Raw genomic sequence first — 18,140 nt, 5'->3', positions numbered from 1 at the left:
CGCGGATACTTTAAGCCTGACAAGATAATATTTTTAATCTGTAATTCTATTTGATTTGCGTTCTCTCATATCGCTTTTAGTCTAAACTCCAGTTACGTAGCTCTGGCGAAGTATTGATTCTGACTTCTGAATTCTTCTTCAACTAATCTTACTGCTTATATTGTTGATATTTGGTATTTCTTATCATGCGTAAGTTTTAGAGTTTACCATTCGGCTAAAGCGATCGCTATTCCTTGTTGTAAATCTGGTGTGAGTGTGGCATTAGTTGCTAACTGCTGCAATTGTTGATGTGTGGCTTCACTGTCCAGATTTTTCAGTGCTGCGATCGCGTGTAGTCTCACCGATGCATTAGAATCAGCTAGCAGTGAAATCAATGGTTCAATGGCCTGCATTTTACCTAACTGTCCTAAAGATAATGCGATCGCGCTTTTAACGTTAGCAATCTCTGTGGCTGGATGTTGGGATCTCAGTATTTGCAATAAAATTTCCGCGGCTGGTGTAGTTAACTGCGGCTTTTGCACTCGCCCCAAAACTGTCACAATTTCTTGCCAAAGTGTCTCGGAAGTGCTTTGATCAAATGCTGTTTGCAAATATTCCAAACTGCGTGGCATCCCCACCCAACTTAAAGCGCGAATGGTTTCTAATTGCAGCTTTATCGGTGTTTGGGGTGAAATCAGCAAATCAAATAAGTATTTGGCTGCATCATCACTTCCCATCCGCGAAAGGGAAACTGCGGCTGCACAACAAACTTCAAGGTTAAAGTCGTAAAGCTTGGGTTGGAGTCTTGTCACTAAATCTAATCCTTGGTGTAAGTCGGGGCGAAAACTTAAACCAAGGACTGCTGCACGCCTAACTGTAGCAGCTATATCATCCACAGCATTTAACAATACTGGGGGTACACGTTCGTCATGAAAACTACTGAGGGCTTCAATTGCGGCGGCGCGGATTGCTGCTTGTGAATCTTGCACTACACTCAATAACGGTGTGATGGTTTCTAGTTGCCGAATACAACAAAGCGATCGCACCCCTAAAAGCCGTGTATCTTCATCTAATAGAAGTTCAGAGAGTGCAGCGATCGCAACAGTACCCATTTGCCCCAGGGCTGTAGCTGCGATCGCTTTGAGTTCTTCATCCTCATCAGTTTTCAACAATTCAACCATTGACGCGATCGCATCTGGGTGCTGGAATTCGCCCAAAGTCCTTGCTGCATACCAGCGTAATTCTTCCTCTGCATCTTCATCTTCTAATATGTCAATCAGTGGTGGGATGGCAATATTTCCCAAGTTAGTCAACACCTTGGTAATTTCCCAGCGCTGTTGAAAATCCCCCATCTCTAAGATTGAAAGTGCTAAATTCAGCAGATACTCTCGATTTTCAACTATCTCTGGATGTTCAGAATCTGCACCTAAGATTAATTGTTGTAAATATTGAATTAGCGATGACCAATCAGCTGCATCGTATGCTTCCTGGGCTTGCACCAAAAGCTGGTTGATGTTACTCACGATCCTCTTTTTAAATTTTGAATTGTCTAGGTTGGCTTGACTACAACTGAATTACCCTCAATCTTAGCCGCGTAAGTTTTGAGCGGCTTTGTTGCTGGGCCTTTTTGCACTTTACCATCAACCGCAAATTCCGAACCATGACAAGGACAAGCGAATTTTTTCGCCTCAGCTTTCCATGCTACAGTGCAACCTGCATGAGTGCAGGTAGGGTCAACAGCAGTTATTTCGGCTTTAGATGTGCCGATTACCAACACAGGCCCGACGGGTGAATTTTTCGCCAGCAATTCGCCTCTTTTATCTAATTCTGCCGAGGTTCCCACTGTTTGCCAATCTCCAGATGCTGAAGTTGTCCCAGAAGAACAGGCGGCGATCGCTACAGGTAGAGAACTCGCTATCCAACCCAAACCTACCCAATTAATAAAATCACGACGTTTCATAGCTGCTGAAATAATATCTAAGTTTTAGCTAACATCTATCACTCAATTTTAGATTTTAGATTTTAGATTTTGGATTAATCTATGGCAATCCAAAATCTCTTCTGTCATCTGAAATACCTTTATCAAGCGCTTTGCGCCGCTTATTGATGAGTTTGATGCAAAAAATGCATAATATTCATGAATTTTCAGCTATTTTACCAAAAAAACGTAACAATTTATACGATTTTAACAGAAATCTCATCTTAAGTTATGAGTATAGAAATTGTTACATAAACAGTATCTAAACCTGCTTGACAAATTCCCAAGATGTAAATGGGGACAAGCTTTCCTTAACTAATCACGGATTTTAAGTTTCACTTTTGAATGCTCTTAAGTAAAAATAATCAGCCTTAAGTAAATATTAAGTTTTTATTCCTTAAGCCTCGTAGATACAACACCTGATGGAACTACGGGTTGATTGATGTTGGGCGATTATCACTACAAATTCTCACGAGAGTCAGCCTCATGACAGACACAGTAACTACCACCGGCCTGAATAAGTTTGAGAAATTCAAAGCAGAAAAAGATGGACTTGCCATTAGGGATGAGATAGAGAAATTTGCTGCCCTGGGCTGGGAAGGAATGAACGAAATAGACCGCGATCATCGACTCAAATGGGTGGGTGTATTTTTTCGCCCAGTTACCCCAGGTAAGTTTATGATGCGGTTGCGGATGCCTAACGGTATTCTCACCAGCAATCAAATGCGTGTTTTAGCCCAAGTGGTGCAGCGTTACGGAGATGAAGGCAGCGCTGACATTACTACGAGACAGAATATTCAATTACGGGGGATCAGAATTGAAGATTTACCAGATATCTTTAATAGATTTGACGCAATTGGTTTAACCACCGTTCAGTCAGGGATGGATAACGTCCGCAATATTACAGGCGATCCCGTGGCGGGGTTGGATGCAGATGAGTTGTACGACACGCGAGAGTTGATACAGCAAATTCAAGATATGCTCACCAACAAAGGAGAAGGGAACCCAGAGTTTAGCAATTTACCACGGAAGTTTAACATTGCGATCGCAGGCGGACGAGACAATTCAGTTCACGCTGAAATTAACGATTTAGCTTTTGTTCCAGCATTTCAAGAAGGGAGTGGGGAATGGGGAGTGGGGAGTGGTGAACAATCCTCTACTCCCCAAAAAACTTTCGGGTTTAATATCCTTGTGGGTGGCTTTTTCTCCGCTAAACGTTGTGAGGCGGCGATTCCTCTGAATGCTTGGGTGGCTCCAGAAGATGTGGTAAATCTATGTAGAGCGGTTTTGGAAGTCTTTCGTGATCATGGTCCGCGTGCTAATCGGCAAAAATCCCGCCTGATGTGGCTAATTGATGAATGGGGTTTAGAAAAGTTTCGAGCAGAAGTAGAAACCCGTTTGGGTAAATCATTATTATCCGCAGCAGCAAAAGACGAAATCGACTGGGAAAAACGCGATCACATCGGGCTTTATAAACAAAAACAACCCGGATTAAATTACGTAGGCTTGCACATTCCCGTCGGGCGACTGGATGCCGAAGATATGTTTGAAATTGCACGTATGGCGGAAGTTTACGGCAGTGGCGAAATCCGTTTTACAGTTGAGCAAAACATTGTTATCCCCAATATTGCTGACTCGCGTTTAGCAGCATTTTTATCAGAGCCTTTGCTAGAAAGGTTTTCCATTGATCCAGGTTTGCTGATGCGATCGCTAGTATCTTGCACAGGCGCACAATTTTGCAACTTTGCCCTCATCGAAACCAAAAACCGCGCCCTGGCAATGATTAAAGCCTTAGAAGAAGACTTAACCTTGACCAACCCGGTGCGAATTCACTGGACAGGTTGCCCCAACTCCTGCGGACAGCCGCAAGTTGCAGACATCGGCTTGATGGGAACTAAAACTCGTAAAAATGGCAAAACCTTGGAAGGCGTTGACATATATATGGGCGGCAAAGTTGGCAAAGATGCCCATTTAGGAACTTGCGTTATCAAAGGCATACCATGCGAAGACTTGCAGCCAGTATTGCAAGATTTACTAATCAAAAACTTTGGGGCAAAACTCAAGCAAGAAGCCCTAGTAGTTAGTAACTTCTAGTGGGCATTGGGCATTGGGCATTGGGCATTGGGCATTGGGCATTGGGCATTGGGCATTGGGCGAATGGCACTAAGAAAAGCCCAAAGGCTTGTGTCGCCTCGTTCCCAGCCTGGAGGCTGGGAATGTATTCTGAGAGGCTCTGCCTCTCTTCAAGCCACTGGAGGCGGCAGCCCTCCCAGAATGGGTTCCCAGCCTAGAGGCTCTTAACCAGTCAGGGCAAGGGCTGTATCTTAACTTAGTGCCATTTGGAATTGGGCAAAACTTATACTTCCAACCTCAAAGGTTCAACTTCTAACCTCAAAGGCTCAACTTCTAACCTCAAAGGTTCAACTTCTAACCTCAAAGGCTCAATTTCTAACCTCAAAGGCTCAACTTCTAACCTCAAAGGCTCAACTTCTAACCTCAAAGGTTCAACTTCTAACCTCAAAGGTTCAACTTCCGACCTCAAAGGCTCAACTTCCAACCTCAAAGGCTCAACTTCCAACCTCAAAGGCTCATCTCACTGTTTTATTCAATTAGTAAAGATTGGAATGCTTAAAAAATTATTTTCATTCAGCGATCGCTACCGCATCTTACATCAGACTTGGCTGGCTTTCTTTCTCACCTTTGTTTGTTGGTTTAACTTTGCTCCCTTCACTACAACCATTGGCAGAGAGCTACATTTAGCACCAGAGCAAATCAAAACTTTAGCTATCTGTAACCTCGCCCTCACAATTCCCGCACGGCTAATTATTGGGATGCTTCTGGATCGTTTTGGCCCCAGAATCACCTACTCAATGCTGCTGATGTTTGCGGTTGTTCCTTGTTTAGCGACGGCGTTAGCGCAAGATTTTAATCAACTAGTCATCAGTCGTTTGCTGATGGGAATTGTCGGCTCTGGGTTTGTTGTCGGTATTCGCATGGTGGCGGAATGGTTCGAGCCGAAGGAAATGGGCATTGCCCAAGGTATTTATGGCGGCTGGGGTAACTTTGGGGCTTTTGGTGCAGAGTTTGCCTTACCGATGCTGGCAGTTTCTACTAGCTTTTTCGCTGGTGGTGCTTCTAACTGGCGGTTTGCGATCGCACTTACAGGTATTATTGCAGCTATCTACGGCGTAATTTATTACAACAGCGTCCAAGATACGCCCACTGGTAAAGTTTACAAGAAGCCTAAGAAAAATGGTTCTCTAGAAGTGACCAGTATTAAAAGCTTCTGGGCGATGATTATCTCGAATTTTGGTTTAATTTTCGCTCTAGGTTTATTAGCTTGGCGCTTAGAACAAAAGAACATTCGCTTCCTAACTTTGAGCCAAATGTATCTGACTTGGTTGCTATTAGCAGGATTGTTTGCTTACCAAAGTTACAAAGCTTGGGAAGTAAACCGAGAACTTCTAATTGGCAAAAAAACCTACGCTCCATCAGAACGCTTCCAATTTGGTCAAGTAGCCTTACTCGAATTCACCTACATAACTAGCTTTGGCAGCGAACTGGCAGTTGTTTCTATGCTCCCGGCATTTTTTGAAAAAACCTTTGCTTTAGAGCATGTAGTCGCTGGAATGATTGCCGCTACCTATCCCTTCTTAAATTTGGTTTCTCGTCCTAGTGGAGGCTTAATTTCTGATAAATTTAGCTCCCGTAAATGGACAATGACAATTATCACTGCTGGCATTGGTGTTAGTTATTTAATGGCACATTTTATTAATAGTAACTGGCCGATTCCGCTAGCGATCGCAGTTACAATGTTTGCCGCCTACTTTGCCCAAGCTGGCTGCGGTGCAACCTACAGCATCGTACCCCTAATTAAGAAAGAAGCCACTGGACAAATTGCTGGTAATGTGGGAGCTTACGGTAATTTTGGCGGCGTAGTTTACCTGACAATTTTTAGTTTAACCGACGCTCCAACACTATTTAGCACAATGGGTTTAGCTGCTTTAATCTGCGCTTTCATGTGTGCCTTCTTCCTCAAAGAACCAAAAGGTTCCTTTGCCGCTACTTCTGAAAGTGAATTACCAGAAACTGCAACTACTATCTTCTTAACCGAAGAATAATCAACAGAAGGATGAAATAGAAAATTCACGATCAGATTTAAATTAGGGAACTTTACACTTCATCCTTCTATAACAATCCTAATTCCTGAAAATCTCTTTTTCTTCTCTCTGCGCTCTCTGCGTCTCTGCGGTTCGATAAATTAAGCTTTTTAGCGATTTTTGCGTAAGTCCTATTTATGAAAAAACGAACCGCAAAGGATGCCAAGGACGCAAAGGAATAAGAGTTTCAAAGAGTTTTTCTGTAACACACAAAATTCTCAAACAGTCGCTACATCTGAGGTTGCACAATCAAAATAACCAAATGGTACAACAGCCATGAGTGAATTTACCAAAACCCTCTGTCCCTACTGTGGTGTTGGTTGTGGACTAGAAGTTTCACCTCCAGCCCAACTTGGCAAAGCAACTAATCGAGATAGCCAAGGAAATCCAATTTGGCGAGTCCGGGGCGATAAAGCCCATCCATCCAGTCAGGGTATGGTTTGCGTCAAAGGCGCAACGATCGCAGAATCTTTAGATAAAAATAGATTACATTACCCAATGGTGCGAGACTCCTTAGATCAAGAGTTTCGGCGGGTTAGTTGGGATGAAGTCTTTAATCTCATCACGCAGCGTATTCAAACCGTGCGTTTCACTCAAGGGTCAGAAGCTATATGTATGTATGGTTCCGGTCAGTTTCAAACCGAAGATTATTACATAGCCCAGAAACTCATGAAAGGCTGTCTGGGTACTAATAATTTTGACGCCAACTCTCGCTTATGTATGTCTAGTGCTGTAGCTGGCTACGTTCAAAGCTTTGGCTCAGATGGCCCCCCATGCTGTTACGAAGACTTAGAGTTAACTGACTGTGCGTTTTTAATTGGCACCAATACGGTCGCGGTAAAGCTAAGTTTCCTGCTAAAGTGACAAAAGCGATCGCGCCTGGTACAGTTTTTATCCCCATGCACTGGGGTTCACTGTGGGCAGACAATGCTGAAGCTAATGCCCTCACCCATCCAGAATCTTGCCCCGATTCGCTGCAACCAGAATTAAAAGCCTGTGCAGTGCAGCTGATACCAATTTCTGTGGAAGTTACAGTCAAAAATTATCAACTCCAATCCTCACAATGGTCAGCTGCAAAGTAAACCTCTAAAGTGGTAATTTCGTCAATAATCAATAGTCAATAGTTATGATAATTTTTTATGACTCTCTACTTTTGACTGTTACCAATTACCATATCTAAAGAGATAAAATCTCTAGTAACAAGAGGTTTTACTGAGCCGGTATTTTAGCTATGAATAAAGAATAAAAAATAGATAAAAAACTTACAAAACATCAGCAAGGCATCTTTTTTAACAAAGTTGTTCAGTTTAATTCTCCTACCTAAGAAGGGCAACACGAATTGAACGCCTAATTAAAATCTCCGTTACAAAACGTAATTACGAATTACAAATTATTTTAATCCTCTAGATTTATCTATGGGATTTTCTTTTATTTTAGAATCGGGTGCAGCATTATGAAAAAGCTACTGAGGCGAATTTTAGTAACTACCAGAGATGAGAACTTCATGCACGTCATCGAAAATATAGAAGTGCTAGTTTCTAAAGTTCTATCTATTTTCATGGTAATTGTGATTTTGGTAGGTATCGCAGATTTAGGAATCTTTATTTTTAAAGAATTATTTACAGCCCCTTATGGTACATTCAACAGAACTTTGTATAAGGTTTTCGGTTTATTTTTAAATATTTTAATTGCTTTAGAGATTTTAGAAAATATTACAGCCTATTTACGAAAACACGTTTTTCAGGTTGAATTAGTTATTGTTACTTCTTTAATTGCTGTTGCCAGAAAAATTATTATTCTTGACTTAGAAAAAGTTGCAGGTCTTGATATAATTGGTCTAGGTATAGCTATTCTTGCCCTATCAATTAGTTATTTGATCATTCGTCTCAGTAATTCCAAAGATGCAAGTTAAAATAATTCGTAATTCGTAATTCGTAATGGGGATAAAGACAAGAGCCACAAAACTTGCCGCTTTTCCCACTCCCCACTCCCTACTCCCCATCCTCACCCATCAACTTTGGGTTTGTCGAGCAATGACAGATTTCTTTGAATTTGAAGCAGACTTTGTTGATTCTTTGCGTTGCATCCCCATGCAGGTGCGTTGCAAATTAGATATCTGTGGCATCAAGCTAAAATTGTCTGATTGGAATCAAATGACTACAGCAGAGCGTCAAGCTTTAGTCGAATTACCTTGCACTACAGAAACGGAAATTCAGTTTTATCACGACCATATCCAGCAGTTAATTCTACAACGCACGGGTAGACCAGCGACAAAATTGCCCATCGAGCCTCATCCCGCATGGCTAGACTCTGCCACTGTACCAGCCAACCTTCAGGAAAAAGCTCAAGAAATAGGTGTAACCCTAACAGAGCAACATTGGGCAGCTTTAACGCCCTTACAGCGTTTTGCCTTGATTAAACTCAGCCACCCAGGACATGAAAACAAAAACTTTCCCATAGCGATCGCAGAATTTCATCTGCTTTAATTAGTCAATAGCCATTAACAAATCTGTAGGTGCATTACACTTTGTTAAGTTACTAGTATTAAATAATACATTAAGCACATTTAATGCTGTAATGTATCAGAAATGCTCACCCCCATTGGCTAGCAGAATTCCTCACAGTACTTGGAACTAAGATTGAACACCCAGAACTGGCTACAGTTGTTTGAGGCAAGATACCGGAAATCTGGTTCGATCTTCGGTGCAGTTTCTTTCCCTACTGCAAAGGAGATTAGTCAATTATCAGTAGCAAAAACAACTGATAACAGAAAACTGAAGATTATATAGTTTTTGGAGCAAACTAAATGCAGTAAAAACTACTATTTTCTGATCAATTGCCGTGGGTTTAATTTGCAACTACGATGTCAAGAGTATACCACCGATACAAGCTGATTTATCCGGGTCACAAGCCAAGTTTAGGATAAACTCTCAGTAGATGGAATAGTGATTCACATCAAGTGAAACAATTTTAAATTTTGCATCTGGAAATTTTAAATTTCTTAGCAGTAAGTGAAGCTATAGTGGATTTAGCAATGCTGCTGTTAATGTGGCTAAGGTTAGTCCTGCTGCCAAATTATGTGAAGAATTAGTTTAGAAACGCACTTCTTATCGATGACAGGCAAAAACGCAAGACATAATGCATTTCTGCGGCTAGTGTCTGGTAATGGGGCAGCTTTTGGATCAGAATCTCGCTACTCCCTGCCCCCCAGTAAAGAAATGGTAATTGGACGCGACCCCAGCTGCCAAGTTGTCTTGGATGCCATGATGTACCGAATGGTATCTCGTCGTCATGCGGTGGTTCGTCCCCTTTCTCTATCGCCAGATAGCAAATTCAGCTGGGTGCTGTGTGATTTGAATAGTGCTAATGGCACTTATTTGAATGGACAACGCTTATATGAATGTCAGGAATTGCACCCAGGCGATCGCATTTCTCTAGGTGCTGATGGCCCACAATACGTTTTTGAGTACGAGTTTACCTCACTCACCCCGGCCACGACAGTTAACCAAATTATACCATTACCTTCGGCAACGAACTACCACAACCACACGCAATTAAAGCAGCCAGATTCTGTTAGCTTCACACAGCTTTTTCCGATTATTTCCACTGGTAAAGATTTAACTCGTAAAGCTTACCTCATACCGGGAATACTGACCGTCATCTTTGTAGTGTTAATGTTTGCTACAGTCGGTCAGCCCCAGGCTAATCAAGTTATTGTAGCAACTTACATCGCCTTCGCTGCCTACTATTTTGTTTACCAACTTTGCGGTAAACAGAAGCCTTGGTGGGTGCTAATGGCTGCGGCATTGGGTACGATGCTGATTTTGCTCAGTCCGCTTTTGGATCTATTTATCTTCGTGTTTCGCACCGTTCTGCCTGGAAACTTGCCCTCACCCCAAGAATCTATCACCTTCACAGAGTTGCTGGTGCGGATGTTCTTTGGCGCTGGCTTGATGGAGGAATTACTCAAGGCATTGCCTGTATTAGGGGCTTTTGCTATTGGTAGAATGTTGTCTTCACCTTGGCGGGAACGTATTGGGGTCTGGGAACCTCTAGATGGTATTCTCCTGGGAACAGCTTCGGCTGTGGGCTTCACTCTCTTGGAAACTCTCGGACAATATGTGCCAGATATTACTCAAAATGTCTCGCAACAGGTGGGTGCAGGCGCTGCTGGTCAACTGGCAGGTTTACAACTGTTAATTCCGCGAATTTTAGGCTCTGTAGCCGGACACATGGCTTATAGTGGCTACCTGGGTTATTTTATCGGGTTGGCTGTCCTCAAACCCAGTAGAAGTTGGCAAATTCTCTCTATTGGTTATCTTAGTGCCTCTGCGCTCCACGCTCTGTGGAATGCTACAGGATCAATCAATGCCTTGCTGTTGGTAGTTGTTGGGGTGTTATCTTACGCCTTTTTGATGGCAGCAATTCTCAAGGCACGGGCGCTGTCACCGACGCGATCGCAAAATTTTGCTACCAGATTTATTAGCCCAAAATAAGGGATGAGGGAGGGGGATGAGGGGGATAAGGAGAATAACCAATGCCCAATACTTCTCTATGAGAGGCTGCACTTCGACAAAGCTCTGTTACCACGCCAACGGCAAAGTCAGTACAAGTGTCCAATGCCTAATGTCTAATGATTGTTGAATATTTATCTCTTGGGATAGATGGCCTAGTTTGAAAATCAGCGTACTATGAATTTATTATGGGGCTAGTATAGCTACAAAAACAAAGAGCATTAAACTTGTTGCGAAAGCCTTGATTTTCGATTCTTTCTTTGCTCCTCTGCGTAAGGCAACCAACATCTTTGCTAGATACGCCTCTGAACAGAGTTTGTGCAAAGCGGGGGCTACGCGAACACAACGCATGATGAAAATTTGAGCTTTTTCTACTCCCCATTCCCCATTCCCCATTCATATTTCCGACTGAGACTTGTGAAGTTGAGTAAAAGCATAGGAAGCGATCGCTAAACTAACTTTTGCTTTCTCAACTTCTGATAAAACTGTCCACTCGCTATTTTTAAGATTACTGAGCGCAGATGCCCCGTTTGGCGATTCGCTACTTCGCATCGCGTAAGCAAAAGGACGAGCCAAAACTAAAAGATCCTCTGTTCCCCAAGTTGGTAGTACTGTCTGAACGCACTCAACCAGTTGCTCGCTGATTAATTGGCGAGCAGCAAATATCTCAGCAGCTTTGGTGGCGATCGCGTTGAGCAATTCTTGAGGGACATAGGCACAAAAAGTAGTACGTAATGTTTCTTGAAGATTAAGCACTACTGACTGTTGTTGGTTCTGATTGTAATCTGGTGTAGAAGTAATATCAGACCAAAGTGTGTCTAGATGGTTAAAAAAATCTGGCGATCGCCTCATCAGTTCTTCGTCAACTAAATCTGGCATTCCAAACTGTTCTTCCAGTTCCTGAAAATAAGCTTCTGATTCCTCATCAGCTGGATTCCAGGGATAGGTAGCATCCTCTGGTTCCAGTAACGCTTCTAAAAACTCTAATTCTACTTGAGGTGGCGAAGAGGAGAAAGTGTCTGAACCGTTAATTTTTTTAGCCATTTTTTATTGCCTCAAGATTATTTGGTCGTATTGACAGCTACAATTCCTCAGAGGAGATTTCCGCAAAAACAGTTGATTTTTTCTCCCGGAAAAACAGACTTTAAAAGCTGATGCTCAACATCAAAATCCATTTCTGCAATCGCTCTGCTAGGAGTCCTCAATCATAAACTCCCAGGTTTCACCTCTAGCACTTCCAAACTTTAACTGCATTCCCGATTTCAAGGGGACTTCCTCTCGGAGGATTTGTTGCCAACCATTAGGGCCTAAAAACCAGGTTGTCCCGTAGGTGGAAAAATCTTGCAAGTAATAAGTTCGCATCAGTGTAGCATCAGTAAGAGTATTACGGCAGAATATTTCGGCGTGACGTTTGGATACAGATGGTTCGGGGATGACAATATCATTGTCCTTCGTGCGACCAATGCGGGTGACTCCATAACGCAACAACCAGGTTTTACCTTTTGGGGTTAGCGATCGCAACGAAGCAGTCACAAGCGGGAAACCGACATCAGGAATGGCTGTATCTGGTAGTTCCGTAATCCCTTCATCTGGGTTCTTAATCAGTTCGCCATTAAAATCTGGATGCAGGTAGAGAACAGGCAAAGTCCAAGCAGGTTGATTAAATTTATACAGTGTTAATAACTCTTGCCTAGCCAGGGCTACGGCTTCATCAATTGGTTTGTGCGATCGCAAAGCTTCGGTAAAGGCTTGAATAAAACTGTGGCTTTCGTGATCAGCAATTTCATCGCGCATCCCCAAAACCGCAGGCACACCATGACGAATTAGTACTTCTGCTAAACTGCTGGCAGGTATCGCTTGATGATTGCTAGCGGCTGGTTGTGCGCCCCAACAGGCGTTGAAAACCGCTAGTTTCACACCAGTACGGGTCAATACTTGGGCTAATTCTATCCCATTCAGGGGCATCTCTGGTCGCAAAAACAGTAACCCCCCGTCTGGCCCTGGCAAACCATGTCCAGCGTAAAAGAAAACATTGTATGCTTTGGTTTCTAACTCATCAATCAACTCTTGTGGAGTTGGTTGTAGAAGTTGATTCACTATACAAGGTGCATATCTTTGGGAATTTCCACTTACAGGTGTATCTGCAAGAGTTTGCTGTAAGATCGCAGCTTCTTGTTCCAGTTGCAGCTTTTGATCGTGACCTAAAACCAGCAGAATACTTAAAGCCTTGTCAGTTCGTAAATACGGTAAGGCATCAACTTCAGTGCTAGTGCGACTAAATAGCAAATCTGGTGAGAGAGACATCGCCGATTGACCAGGTTCACCCTGCATAATTTCCCAAGGGAAAGCGATCAGATCCGGGTCGCGAATTTCTAGTTGAAAGCGTAAACGTGTATGCTCACCCATCGCAATCCCGCGACTGCGTTCTAGACTACCAAGAATTTGTCCGTCGAATACCCAGCGCCATAAATTCATTCCCAAGTATTGCATCAGACGACTGCTGTAGGGGCTAGTGGTTTCACCTGAAGGGGGTGAAATCCAATCTATGGGTAATGGGTTGGCCTTTTGAGATGTTGAGTTTGGGGAAATATCCAAGCGACCATGACCAGCAAACATCTGTTGCCATTCTTGCCAAACTTGAGTGAGTTCAGCAGGCCATACACAGTCACGTAAAACGTAGCCACTGGGATAGGGAGCCTTGACCACCCAAATGGCGAAGTTATCAGTGCCAGTGTTTAACAGACGGGCGATCGCCAAATTCAGGGATGGCATGGATTCATTAAAATAAAAGCTAAAAACAAATTATTTAAAATAATAATTCTCCAAAGTGAAAATTTTCTACTTTTTTACCTTGTAAATTTTTTACTCTGGATCTTACCTGTTATTATTCCAGGTTTTTACAAGTTTATCAAAACAGAATTCAGAAGTCAGAATTCAGGAGTCAGAATTAGTAACTGGCGGTTGCGTGACAGTTCTACATGGATTTGGTACGTCTGATTGTAAAACAGATACGGCAAAACGGTTCAGTTGGGACAAGTCCAGCAATACTGTGTCCGGCAAAGGTTTTGAATTTGGTGGAACTGAGGTAGTTACTGCTGGGTTATTAGTATTAGCTGGAGTTTGTGTACTTTTATTGGTACAGACTCGCATAGACACCGAAGAATCCCCAGATGCAGGTTTGGGATTTGAGCTTTTCGGAATCACTTCTAAAAAAGTCCCACTGGGAAGGGATTGCTTGTTTCCCAAGGGGATTTCCTTGTTGGTTTTAATTACCCAACCAGGAGAAAGGTTAGCAAGCGATCGCGGTGGAGGTGTCGCTTCAATGCTAGGGTTTAAAGTTTGTATGGGATTGGAAAAAATTGGCAGTGATCCTGATTGCGATCGCAGTTGTTTGACGAAGAATCCTAAAGCACCTGCTGCTACCACAAATATTAATGGAACTATCCACTGTAGGGGTAATTGGATAGAAGTTTTGACAGGCTCATTTTCGGGAATGACCTGAGTTTTGTGGTTTGGACTATCTAAAAGTGTCGTATCTGTCGCTCTGGAAGTCAAATCAACAGTTTTGGCAGAATAACTCTCTGGAATGACTGCTTTGATCGTAATTTCTGGTTCCCAATATTGAACTTGATAATGGACTAAAGCGACGGTGACATTATCGTGTCCATTTTTAGTATTAGCGATTTCGACTAATCTATCGGCAACATTTACTATATTTGTTTCCCCAAGCAGAATTGGCAAGATTTCTGTTTCCCAGTACTCCTCCACCCGATCAAAATCACTCAAACCATCGGATGTGAGTAGAAAAACAGCATCTTCATCGAGGATAAACCGTGTCGATGTGGGATGCAATGAAGTGCTAGGCCCCATGCCCAAAGCCTGGACGAGAGAGCCAGCAGCACTCTGTTGCACAGCCTCACGATAAATCGCATAACCTAGCCGCACCTCGCGGCAGGCGACATCATCATCGAGGGTGACTTGATAACAGCCGTGGCGTGTAATCCAGTAGGCACGACTATCGCCAACGTGGGTAATGTACATTTCATGAGCAACAGGCAATGCCATGACTAAAGTCGTACCCATGCGCTGACGCCCTTGGCGATTTTCACTGTCATTGCGCTGACTAATTTTGTCATTGGCAATGGATACTGCCTTTTCTAGGTCATCAAGTAGCAGTGAGGGGTCTATGTGGTCGTAGGGAACTTTGGTTAGTTGCTGTACCTGCTGCTGAATCGTTTCAATCGCTAAATTTGAGGCGACATTGCCGCCCTCGTGGCCACCGATACCGTCACAGACAATTGCTAAGGCTGTTGGCTGGGGTGGTTTGCTGATTAGAGTGCCACTGGGGGGGCTACAGGCATCTTCGTTACGTTGGCGACTTGGCCCAGTGTCGGTTTTGGTGATAATTTTGATTGTGGGTGTTTGCGATCGCCCTAACCCAGCCAGTCCCTGATCTAAAACTGTAATTAATTGCTCGCTTGAGTTAATCTGTCCCTGAATTAAGGAAAAGCTAACCTGATTCACAAATTCAGCGATCGCTGGTTTGGCATCACTCACCAACTGCTGCCAAAATTCACCTAATTGGGGCAATTCTGGTGATGTTGCGATATCTAAACGCAATTCCAACAAACGTACTAATGAGCCTTCTACCCGTAATACATAGGAGTCAAGTAAGCTAGAGGCAACACCCTCACTCGCCAGAGGTTGCCACAGATGAGCTATTTGCCATAACCAATTGAGTTGGCGCATCGATGTTGCATCCCGCCAAGCGGTGGTTAACTCGCTACATAAATGCACTTGTTGGATTGTGTCATCTACTAATAGTGGCGGTTTTTCTAAGAGTAATATTTCTCCAGGGGACGGACCGTCAGCGACAAAAAGCACTCCATATACCTGCGGTACGTGTAAGCGGTAGGGAATGAGTCTCAAATAAGCTTTTAGAGGCTGGAAATTATCTAACTCAGGCGTTAGCGCTAATAAACCAGGCTTCGTATCTAAAAGAACAAATTTATCAAGGACTAAATAGCGATCGGCTAATATTTCTCCAGGGCTACCCACACTTGGGCCATCTACCACAGCCCAGAGGTAATTTTTGGGTAGGGGCGTGGAACATCGCTGGCAAAACTTGTGGGTCAGGGGGTTGGCAGCCTGACAATTTTCATTTGGACAGTAGAGCGTTGCCGCGTCATTTTCCATAGTTTTCGCACCGATCAGCGATTGGCAATTTCTTTAACAGCATTAGTAGGGACAATCTAGACCGCTCATCTTTCTGAAACTTGACATACCCAGACTTTAGATGATGATTTTAGCTGGCGGATATCAGCAGGTGCTAATACTTATACTTATCCAAATAATACGCTCCCAAGTCAACCCTACAGCCTCATCATAGCTTCTGTTGCCCTGTGACTCTCCATCAATAAAGCAACTAACTCCAACCCTGTCCCCAAAGCATAACCCAAGCATGACTATGTTATTTGTTTTTACTGAATTACCCCATCATCAACAGGCAGATAATGTTGGTATTTATTTAGTTTATAAGTAAGATAGCAATAATTAACTTTAATTAAGAATTAAGATAATTAAATATACTTTTGGCAAAAGTACCTGACGAATGAAGTGGTTGAGCTGACTTTTCACCGTATATGGAAAATTTATCCTACAAGGCTACAGTGTACACACAAGTCATCGAATTCCCAAAAATCTTGAAAAACCTCACCCTGTCGTACCGGACATCCCTCTCCTTACTAAGGAGAGGGACAGGTTTTGCATAGCATAACCAGGGTGAGGTTTCTTTGGGCTTTTCCAGATGACCTGAATTGTCACAAGGGTGCAGCCAGTCCGCTACTAACTATTGAGCTTATTGTTTGTCGTCAATTACTACTTGGGGGACTCCCATGCTGTAGTTGGTAACACGGGCAGAGAGATTGTAGCTGAGTTCGCCGAGTTGCAGGAGCGATCGCAGATAATGTTCTAAGTCTGACCCCACACGGCGCAAGTTATAGTCCGTGAGGTCTACGCCACTAGATGCTTCTACTAGTTCATCAAATTTTCGGTAAACCTTTTGCAGCGCATCTTCATTCCAATTAAATTCGTTATCTGGGTCAACATCTAACGTTAAGACCTGTTCACTAGGAACCAGTTCGCCATCCCGGTCAATTTCACCTGCAAAAATGCGGACATGCCGGGTTGTAGACTTGAGCAGCATCGGGTTATCCATAAAAGGGCGCAAGATTTGGGTGGATTACACTGAAATTATTGTAGACGTTATATCTGAGCTTGAATGCTCTCAATTTACAAGCTTTGAACGCAGTTTCAAAAGAGGATATTTAATGGGCATAAGTAAAAATATCATGTGTACTGATTAACTTGCTACCTCTATGAGGAGTTGAAGACAGAGCTAGCTGTTAGTACTGACAGTAGTCCAATTATTTTTCTGCAACAATTACTGGTTAGAGTGTTTTCATTTGGGGCATATAAACAAGTCTAAGTGGTGTTCTAATCTTACCTACTGTTACTCATCAAGCCCAAAACACAGTAGGGTCAGGCGTTTAGCAGGAATAATTTGATCTGTGTACATTTTTTGATGGAGAACAAAAATTTTTACCTTAATAATTATGCTCAGAAATTTCTTCGGAATTTGCTGCTGAAAAAAACGCACATCTAGTAATTTTACGGAATCGGGCTACATCGACCTCTGGCTTTAATAAATTTAAAAAACTTAAGCGGTTTTACTTACGTATAAACACCAAAATCAAAGTAACAAGTAAACCTGCTATTGACGTTATCATAAAGTTGATGTAAAAACCTTTAAAAAGGTCGAACAATTTCTTACAGAAACTTTATTGTGTAGAATCTTAAAAACTGAATAATAGTTATGGCTTACCATAAGCTACATCTGGCACAGGAACATGAAAATCTAGACAGTAAAAATCTAGATTGATAATAAAACAGAGGAGAGTGAAATAGAATACAAAGGTGATTGATGAAGAAAAATTCTTAATTCAAGCACTTTGGATTCAAAAAAGATATAAAGAATTTTGCTGGACATCTACCTCCTTACCCTCATGACCACCAAGTAAAGGAATCTCAATAGCTATGAACTCCAAAGCATTACCACGCCAGATAAATAATCTCGAAGTAGGTGTTTATGAGTGCGAAATACATCTCAAATTCCGGTTGATTGAGGAAAAGAGTCTATTGAGCGATCGCGAACAATTGTTACAGGTGCTACTTGATGCTTTGACCGAAGGTTCTGACGACTTTCTAGAGACGCTGCAAGCGTCCGTTAAAGCCCAGGAAATGTCTGAGTTCAAAGCCTCACCTCAAATGCGACGCCAGCTAATGCGCTTGCGTAATGCTGCCGAGAATCCCCAAACTTAAAGGTGTAATTTGAATGGTGACAAAACGTGAATTGGGCATCAAATCAAATGTTGATCTTATACCCCGGTTGCAATAGAAACTAAGCAATAAGTACAATTCATCAAATAATGTGATTTCTACTTTGTGAAA

14 protein-coding genes and 1 pseudogene are annotated in these 18,140 nt (G+C 42.6%); 8 read left to right on the top strand and 7 right to left on the bottom strand.

Annotated elements, in window-relative coordinates; genetic code table 11:
- Positions 1 to 203: 203 nt before the first annotated feature.
- Positions 204 to 1,505 (bottom strand): HEAT repeat domain-containing protein, encoded by a 1,302-nt coding sequence (locus V7L05_RS25390; protein ID WP_335168215.1) that lies wholly within the window; start codon positions 1,503 to 1,505, stop codon positions 204 to 206.
- A 23-nt stretch (positions 1,506 to 1,528) separates the two neighbouring features.
- Positions 1,529 to 1,939 carry a QcrA and Rieske domain-containing protein gene (locus tag V7L05_RS25385; RefSeq protein ID WP_335168208.1) on the bottom strand — a complete coding sequence of 137 codons (411 nt, stop codon included), beginning with the start codon at positions 1,937 to 1,939 and terminating at the stop codon, positions 1,529 to 1,531.
- Positions 1,940 to 2,443: 504 nt separating this feature from the next.
- Here V7L05_RS25385 and V7L05_RS25380 point away from each other — a divergent pair.
- The 7 genes and pseudogenes from V7L05_RS25380 (at position 2,444) to V7L05_RS25350 (ending at position 10,613) form a co-directional block, all read left to right on the top strand.
- Complete coding sequence (locus V7L05_RS25380; RefSeq protein ID WP_335168206.1) at positions 2,444 to 4,051, top strand: ferredoxin--nitrite reductase; 1,608 nt, start codon at positions 2,444 to 2,446, stop codon at positions 4,049 to 4,051.
- 530 nt (positions 4,052 to 4,581) lie between these two features.
- On the top strand, positions 4,582 to 6,078 hold the full coding sequence (locus V7L05_RS25375; protein WP_335168213.1) for a NarK family nitrate/nitrite MFS transporter: 1,497 nt from the start codon (positions 4,582 to 4,584) through the stop codon (positions 6,076 to 6,078).
- A 315-nt stretch (positions 6,079 to 6,393) separates the two neighbouring features.
- A pseudogene (locus tag V7L05_RS25370) lies at positions 6,394 to 6,948 on the top strand (molybdopterin-dependent oxidoreductase); the annotation flags it as partial.
- A gap of 29 nt (positions 6,949 to 6,977) precedes the next feature.
- Positions 6,978 to 7,199 carry a molybdopterin dinucleotide binding domain-containing protein gene (locus V7L05_RS25365; RefSeq protein ID WP_335168204.1) on the top strand — a complete coding sequence of 74 codons (222 nt, stop codon included), beginning with the start codon at positions 6,978 to 6,980 and terminating at the stop codon, positions 7,197 to 7,199.
- Between the two features lie 371 nt (positions 7,200 to 7,570).
- On the top strand, positions 7,571 to 8,029 hold the full coding sequence (locus V7L05_RS25360; RefSeq protein WP_334947387.1) for a phosphate-starvation-inducible PsiE family protein: 459 nt from the start codon (positions 7,571 to 7,573) through the stop codon (positions 8,027 to 8,029).
- A 121-nt stretch (positions 8,030 to 8,150) separates the two neighbouring features.
- A complete protein-coding gene (locus tag V7L05_RS25355; RefSeq protein WP_335168211.1) occupies positions 8,151 to 8,603 on the top strand; it encodes a nitrate reductase associated protein in 453 nt (150 codons plus the stop codon).
- Positions 8,604 to 9,230: 627 nt separating this feature from the next.
- The gene (locus V7L05_RS25350; protein WP_335168201.1) at positions 9,231 to 10,613 is read left to right on the top strand and encodes a PrsW family glutamic-type intramembrane protease; all 1,383 of its coding nucleotides are present in this window, start codon (positions 9,231 to 9,233) and stop codon (positions 10,611 to 10,613) included.
- A gap of 204 nt (positions 10,614 to 10,817) precedes the next feature.
- On the opposite strand, the gene V7L05_RS25345 is transcribed toward V7L05_RS25350, so the two are convergent.
- The 5 genes from V7L05_RS25345 to V7L05_RS25325 form a co-directional block, all read right to left on the bottom strand.
- Positions 10,818 to 11,027, bottom strand: coding sequence for a hypothetical protein (locus V7L05_RS25345; RefSeq protein WP_335168199.1), 210 nt, complete (start codon positions 11,025 to 11,027; stop codon positions 10,818 to 10,820).
- The gene (locus tag V7L05_RS25340; RefSeq protein WP_335168197.1) at positions 11,028 to 11,675 is read right to left on the bottom strand and encodes a hypothetical protein; all 648 of its coding nucleotides are present in this window, start codon (positions 11,673 to 11,675) and stop codon (positions 11,028 to 11,030) included.
- Between the two features lie 147 nt (positions 11,676 to 11,822).
- The gene (locus tag V7L05_RS25335; protein WP_335168195.1) at positions 11,823 to 13,403 is read right to left on the bottom strand and encodes a CHAT domain-containing protein; all 1,581 of its coding nucleotides are present in this window, start codon (positions 13,401 to 13,403) and stop codon (positions 11,823 to 11,825) included.
- Positions 13,404 to 13,565: 162 nt separating this feature from the next.
- Positions 13,566 to 15,827, bottom strand: a complete 2,262-nt coding sequence (locus V7L05_RS25330; RefSeq protein WP_335168193.1) for a protein phosphatase 2C domain-containing protein — start codon at positions 15,825 to 15,827, stop codon at positions 13,566 to 13,568.
- 661 nt (positions 15,828 to 16,488) lie between these two features.
- Positions 16,489 to 16,848: an NAD(P)H-quinone oxidoreductase subunit M gene (locus tag V7L05_RS25325; protein WP_335168191.1), complete on the bottom strand. Its 360-nt coding sequence runs from the start codon at positions 16,846 to 16,848 to the stop codon at positions 16,489 to 16,491.
- 878 nt (positions 16,849 to 17,726) lie between these two features.
- Here V7L05_RS25325 and V7L05_RS25320 point away from each other — a divergent pair.
- Entirely contained in the window at positions 17,727 to 18,011 is a 285-nt protein-coding gene (locus V7L05_RS25320) for an Npun_R1517 family heterocyst differentiation transcriptional regulator (RefSeq protein WP_335168189.1), read from the top strand.
- Positions 18,012 to 18,140 lie beyond the last annotated feature (129 nt).

This window comes from Nostoc sp. (assembly GCF_036917755.1).
In the GTDB taxonomy this organism is placed as follows: Bacteria; Cyanobacteriota; Cyanobacteriia; order Cyanobacteriales; family Nostocaceae; genus Nostoc.
Note: the sequence above shows the minus strand (reverse complement) of the source record. Positions and strands in the feature narration are given on the sequence as shown.

Bases quoted from the DNA above. Each gene is read 5' to 3' on its own strand.
- V7L05_RS25360 (WP_334947387.1), top strand. From the start codon at position 7,571: ATGAAAAAGCTACTGAGGCGAATTTTAGTAACTACCAGAGATGAGAAC.
- V7L05_RS25385 (WP_335168208.1), bottom strand. From the start codon at position 1,939: ATGAAACGTCGTGATTTTATTAATTGGGTAGGTTTGGGTTGGATAGCG.
- V7L05_RS25340 (WP_335168197.1), bottom strand. From the start codon at position 11,675: ATGGCTAAAAAAATTAACGGTTCAGACACTTTCTCCTCTTCGCCACCT.
- V7L05_RS25325 (WP_335168191.1), bottom strand. From the start codon at position 16,848: ATGGATAACCCGATGCTGCTCAAGTCTACAACCCGGCATGTCCGCATT.
- V7L05_RS25380 (WP_335168206.1), top strand. From the start codon at position 2,444: ATGACAGACACAGTAACTACCACCGGCCTGAATAAGTTTGAGAAATTC.
- V7L05_RS25335 (WP_335168195.1), bottom strand. From the start codon at position 13,403: ATGCCATCCCTGAATTTGGCGATCGCCCGTCTGTTAAACACTGGCACT.
- V7L05_RS25355 (WP_335168211.1), top strand. From the start codon at position 8,151: ATGACAGATTTCTTTGAATTTGAAGCAGACTTTGTTGATTCTTTGCGT.
- V7L05_RS25350 (WP_335168201.1), top strand. From the start codon at position 9,231: ATGACAGGCAAAAACGCAAGACATAATGCATTTCTGCGGCTAGTGTCT.
- V7L05_RS25320 (WP_335168189.1), top strand. From the start codon at position 17,727: ATGAACTCCAAAGCATTACCACGCCAGATAAATAATCTCGAAGTAGGT.
- V7L05_RS25345 (WP_335168199.1), bottom strand. From the start codon at position 11,027: ATGGGGAATGGGGAATGGGGAGTAGAAAAAGCTCAAATTTTCATCATG.
- V7L05_RS25375 (WP_335168213.1), top strand. From the start codon at position 4,582: ATGCTTAAAAAATTATTTTCATTCAGCGATCGCTACCGCATCTTACAT.
- V7L05_RS25330 (WP_335168193.1), bottom strand. From the start codon at position 15,827: ATGGAAAATGACGCGGCAACGCTCTACTGTCCAAATGAAAATTGTCAG.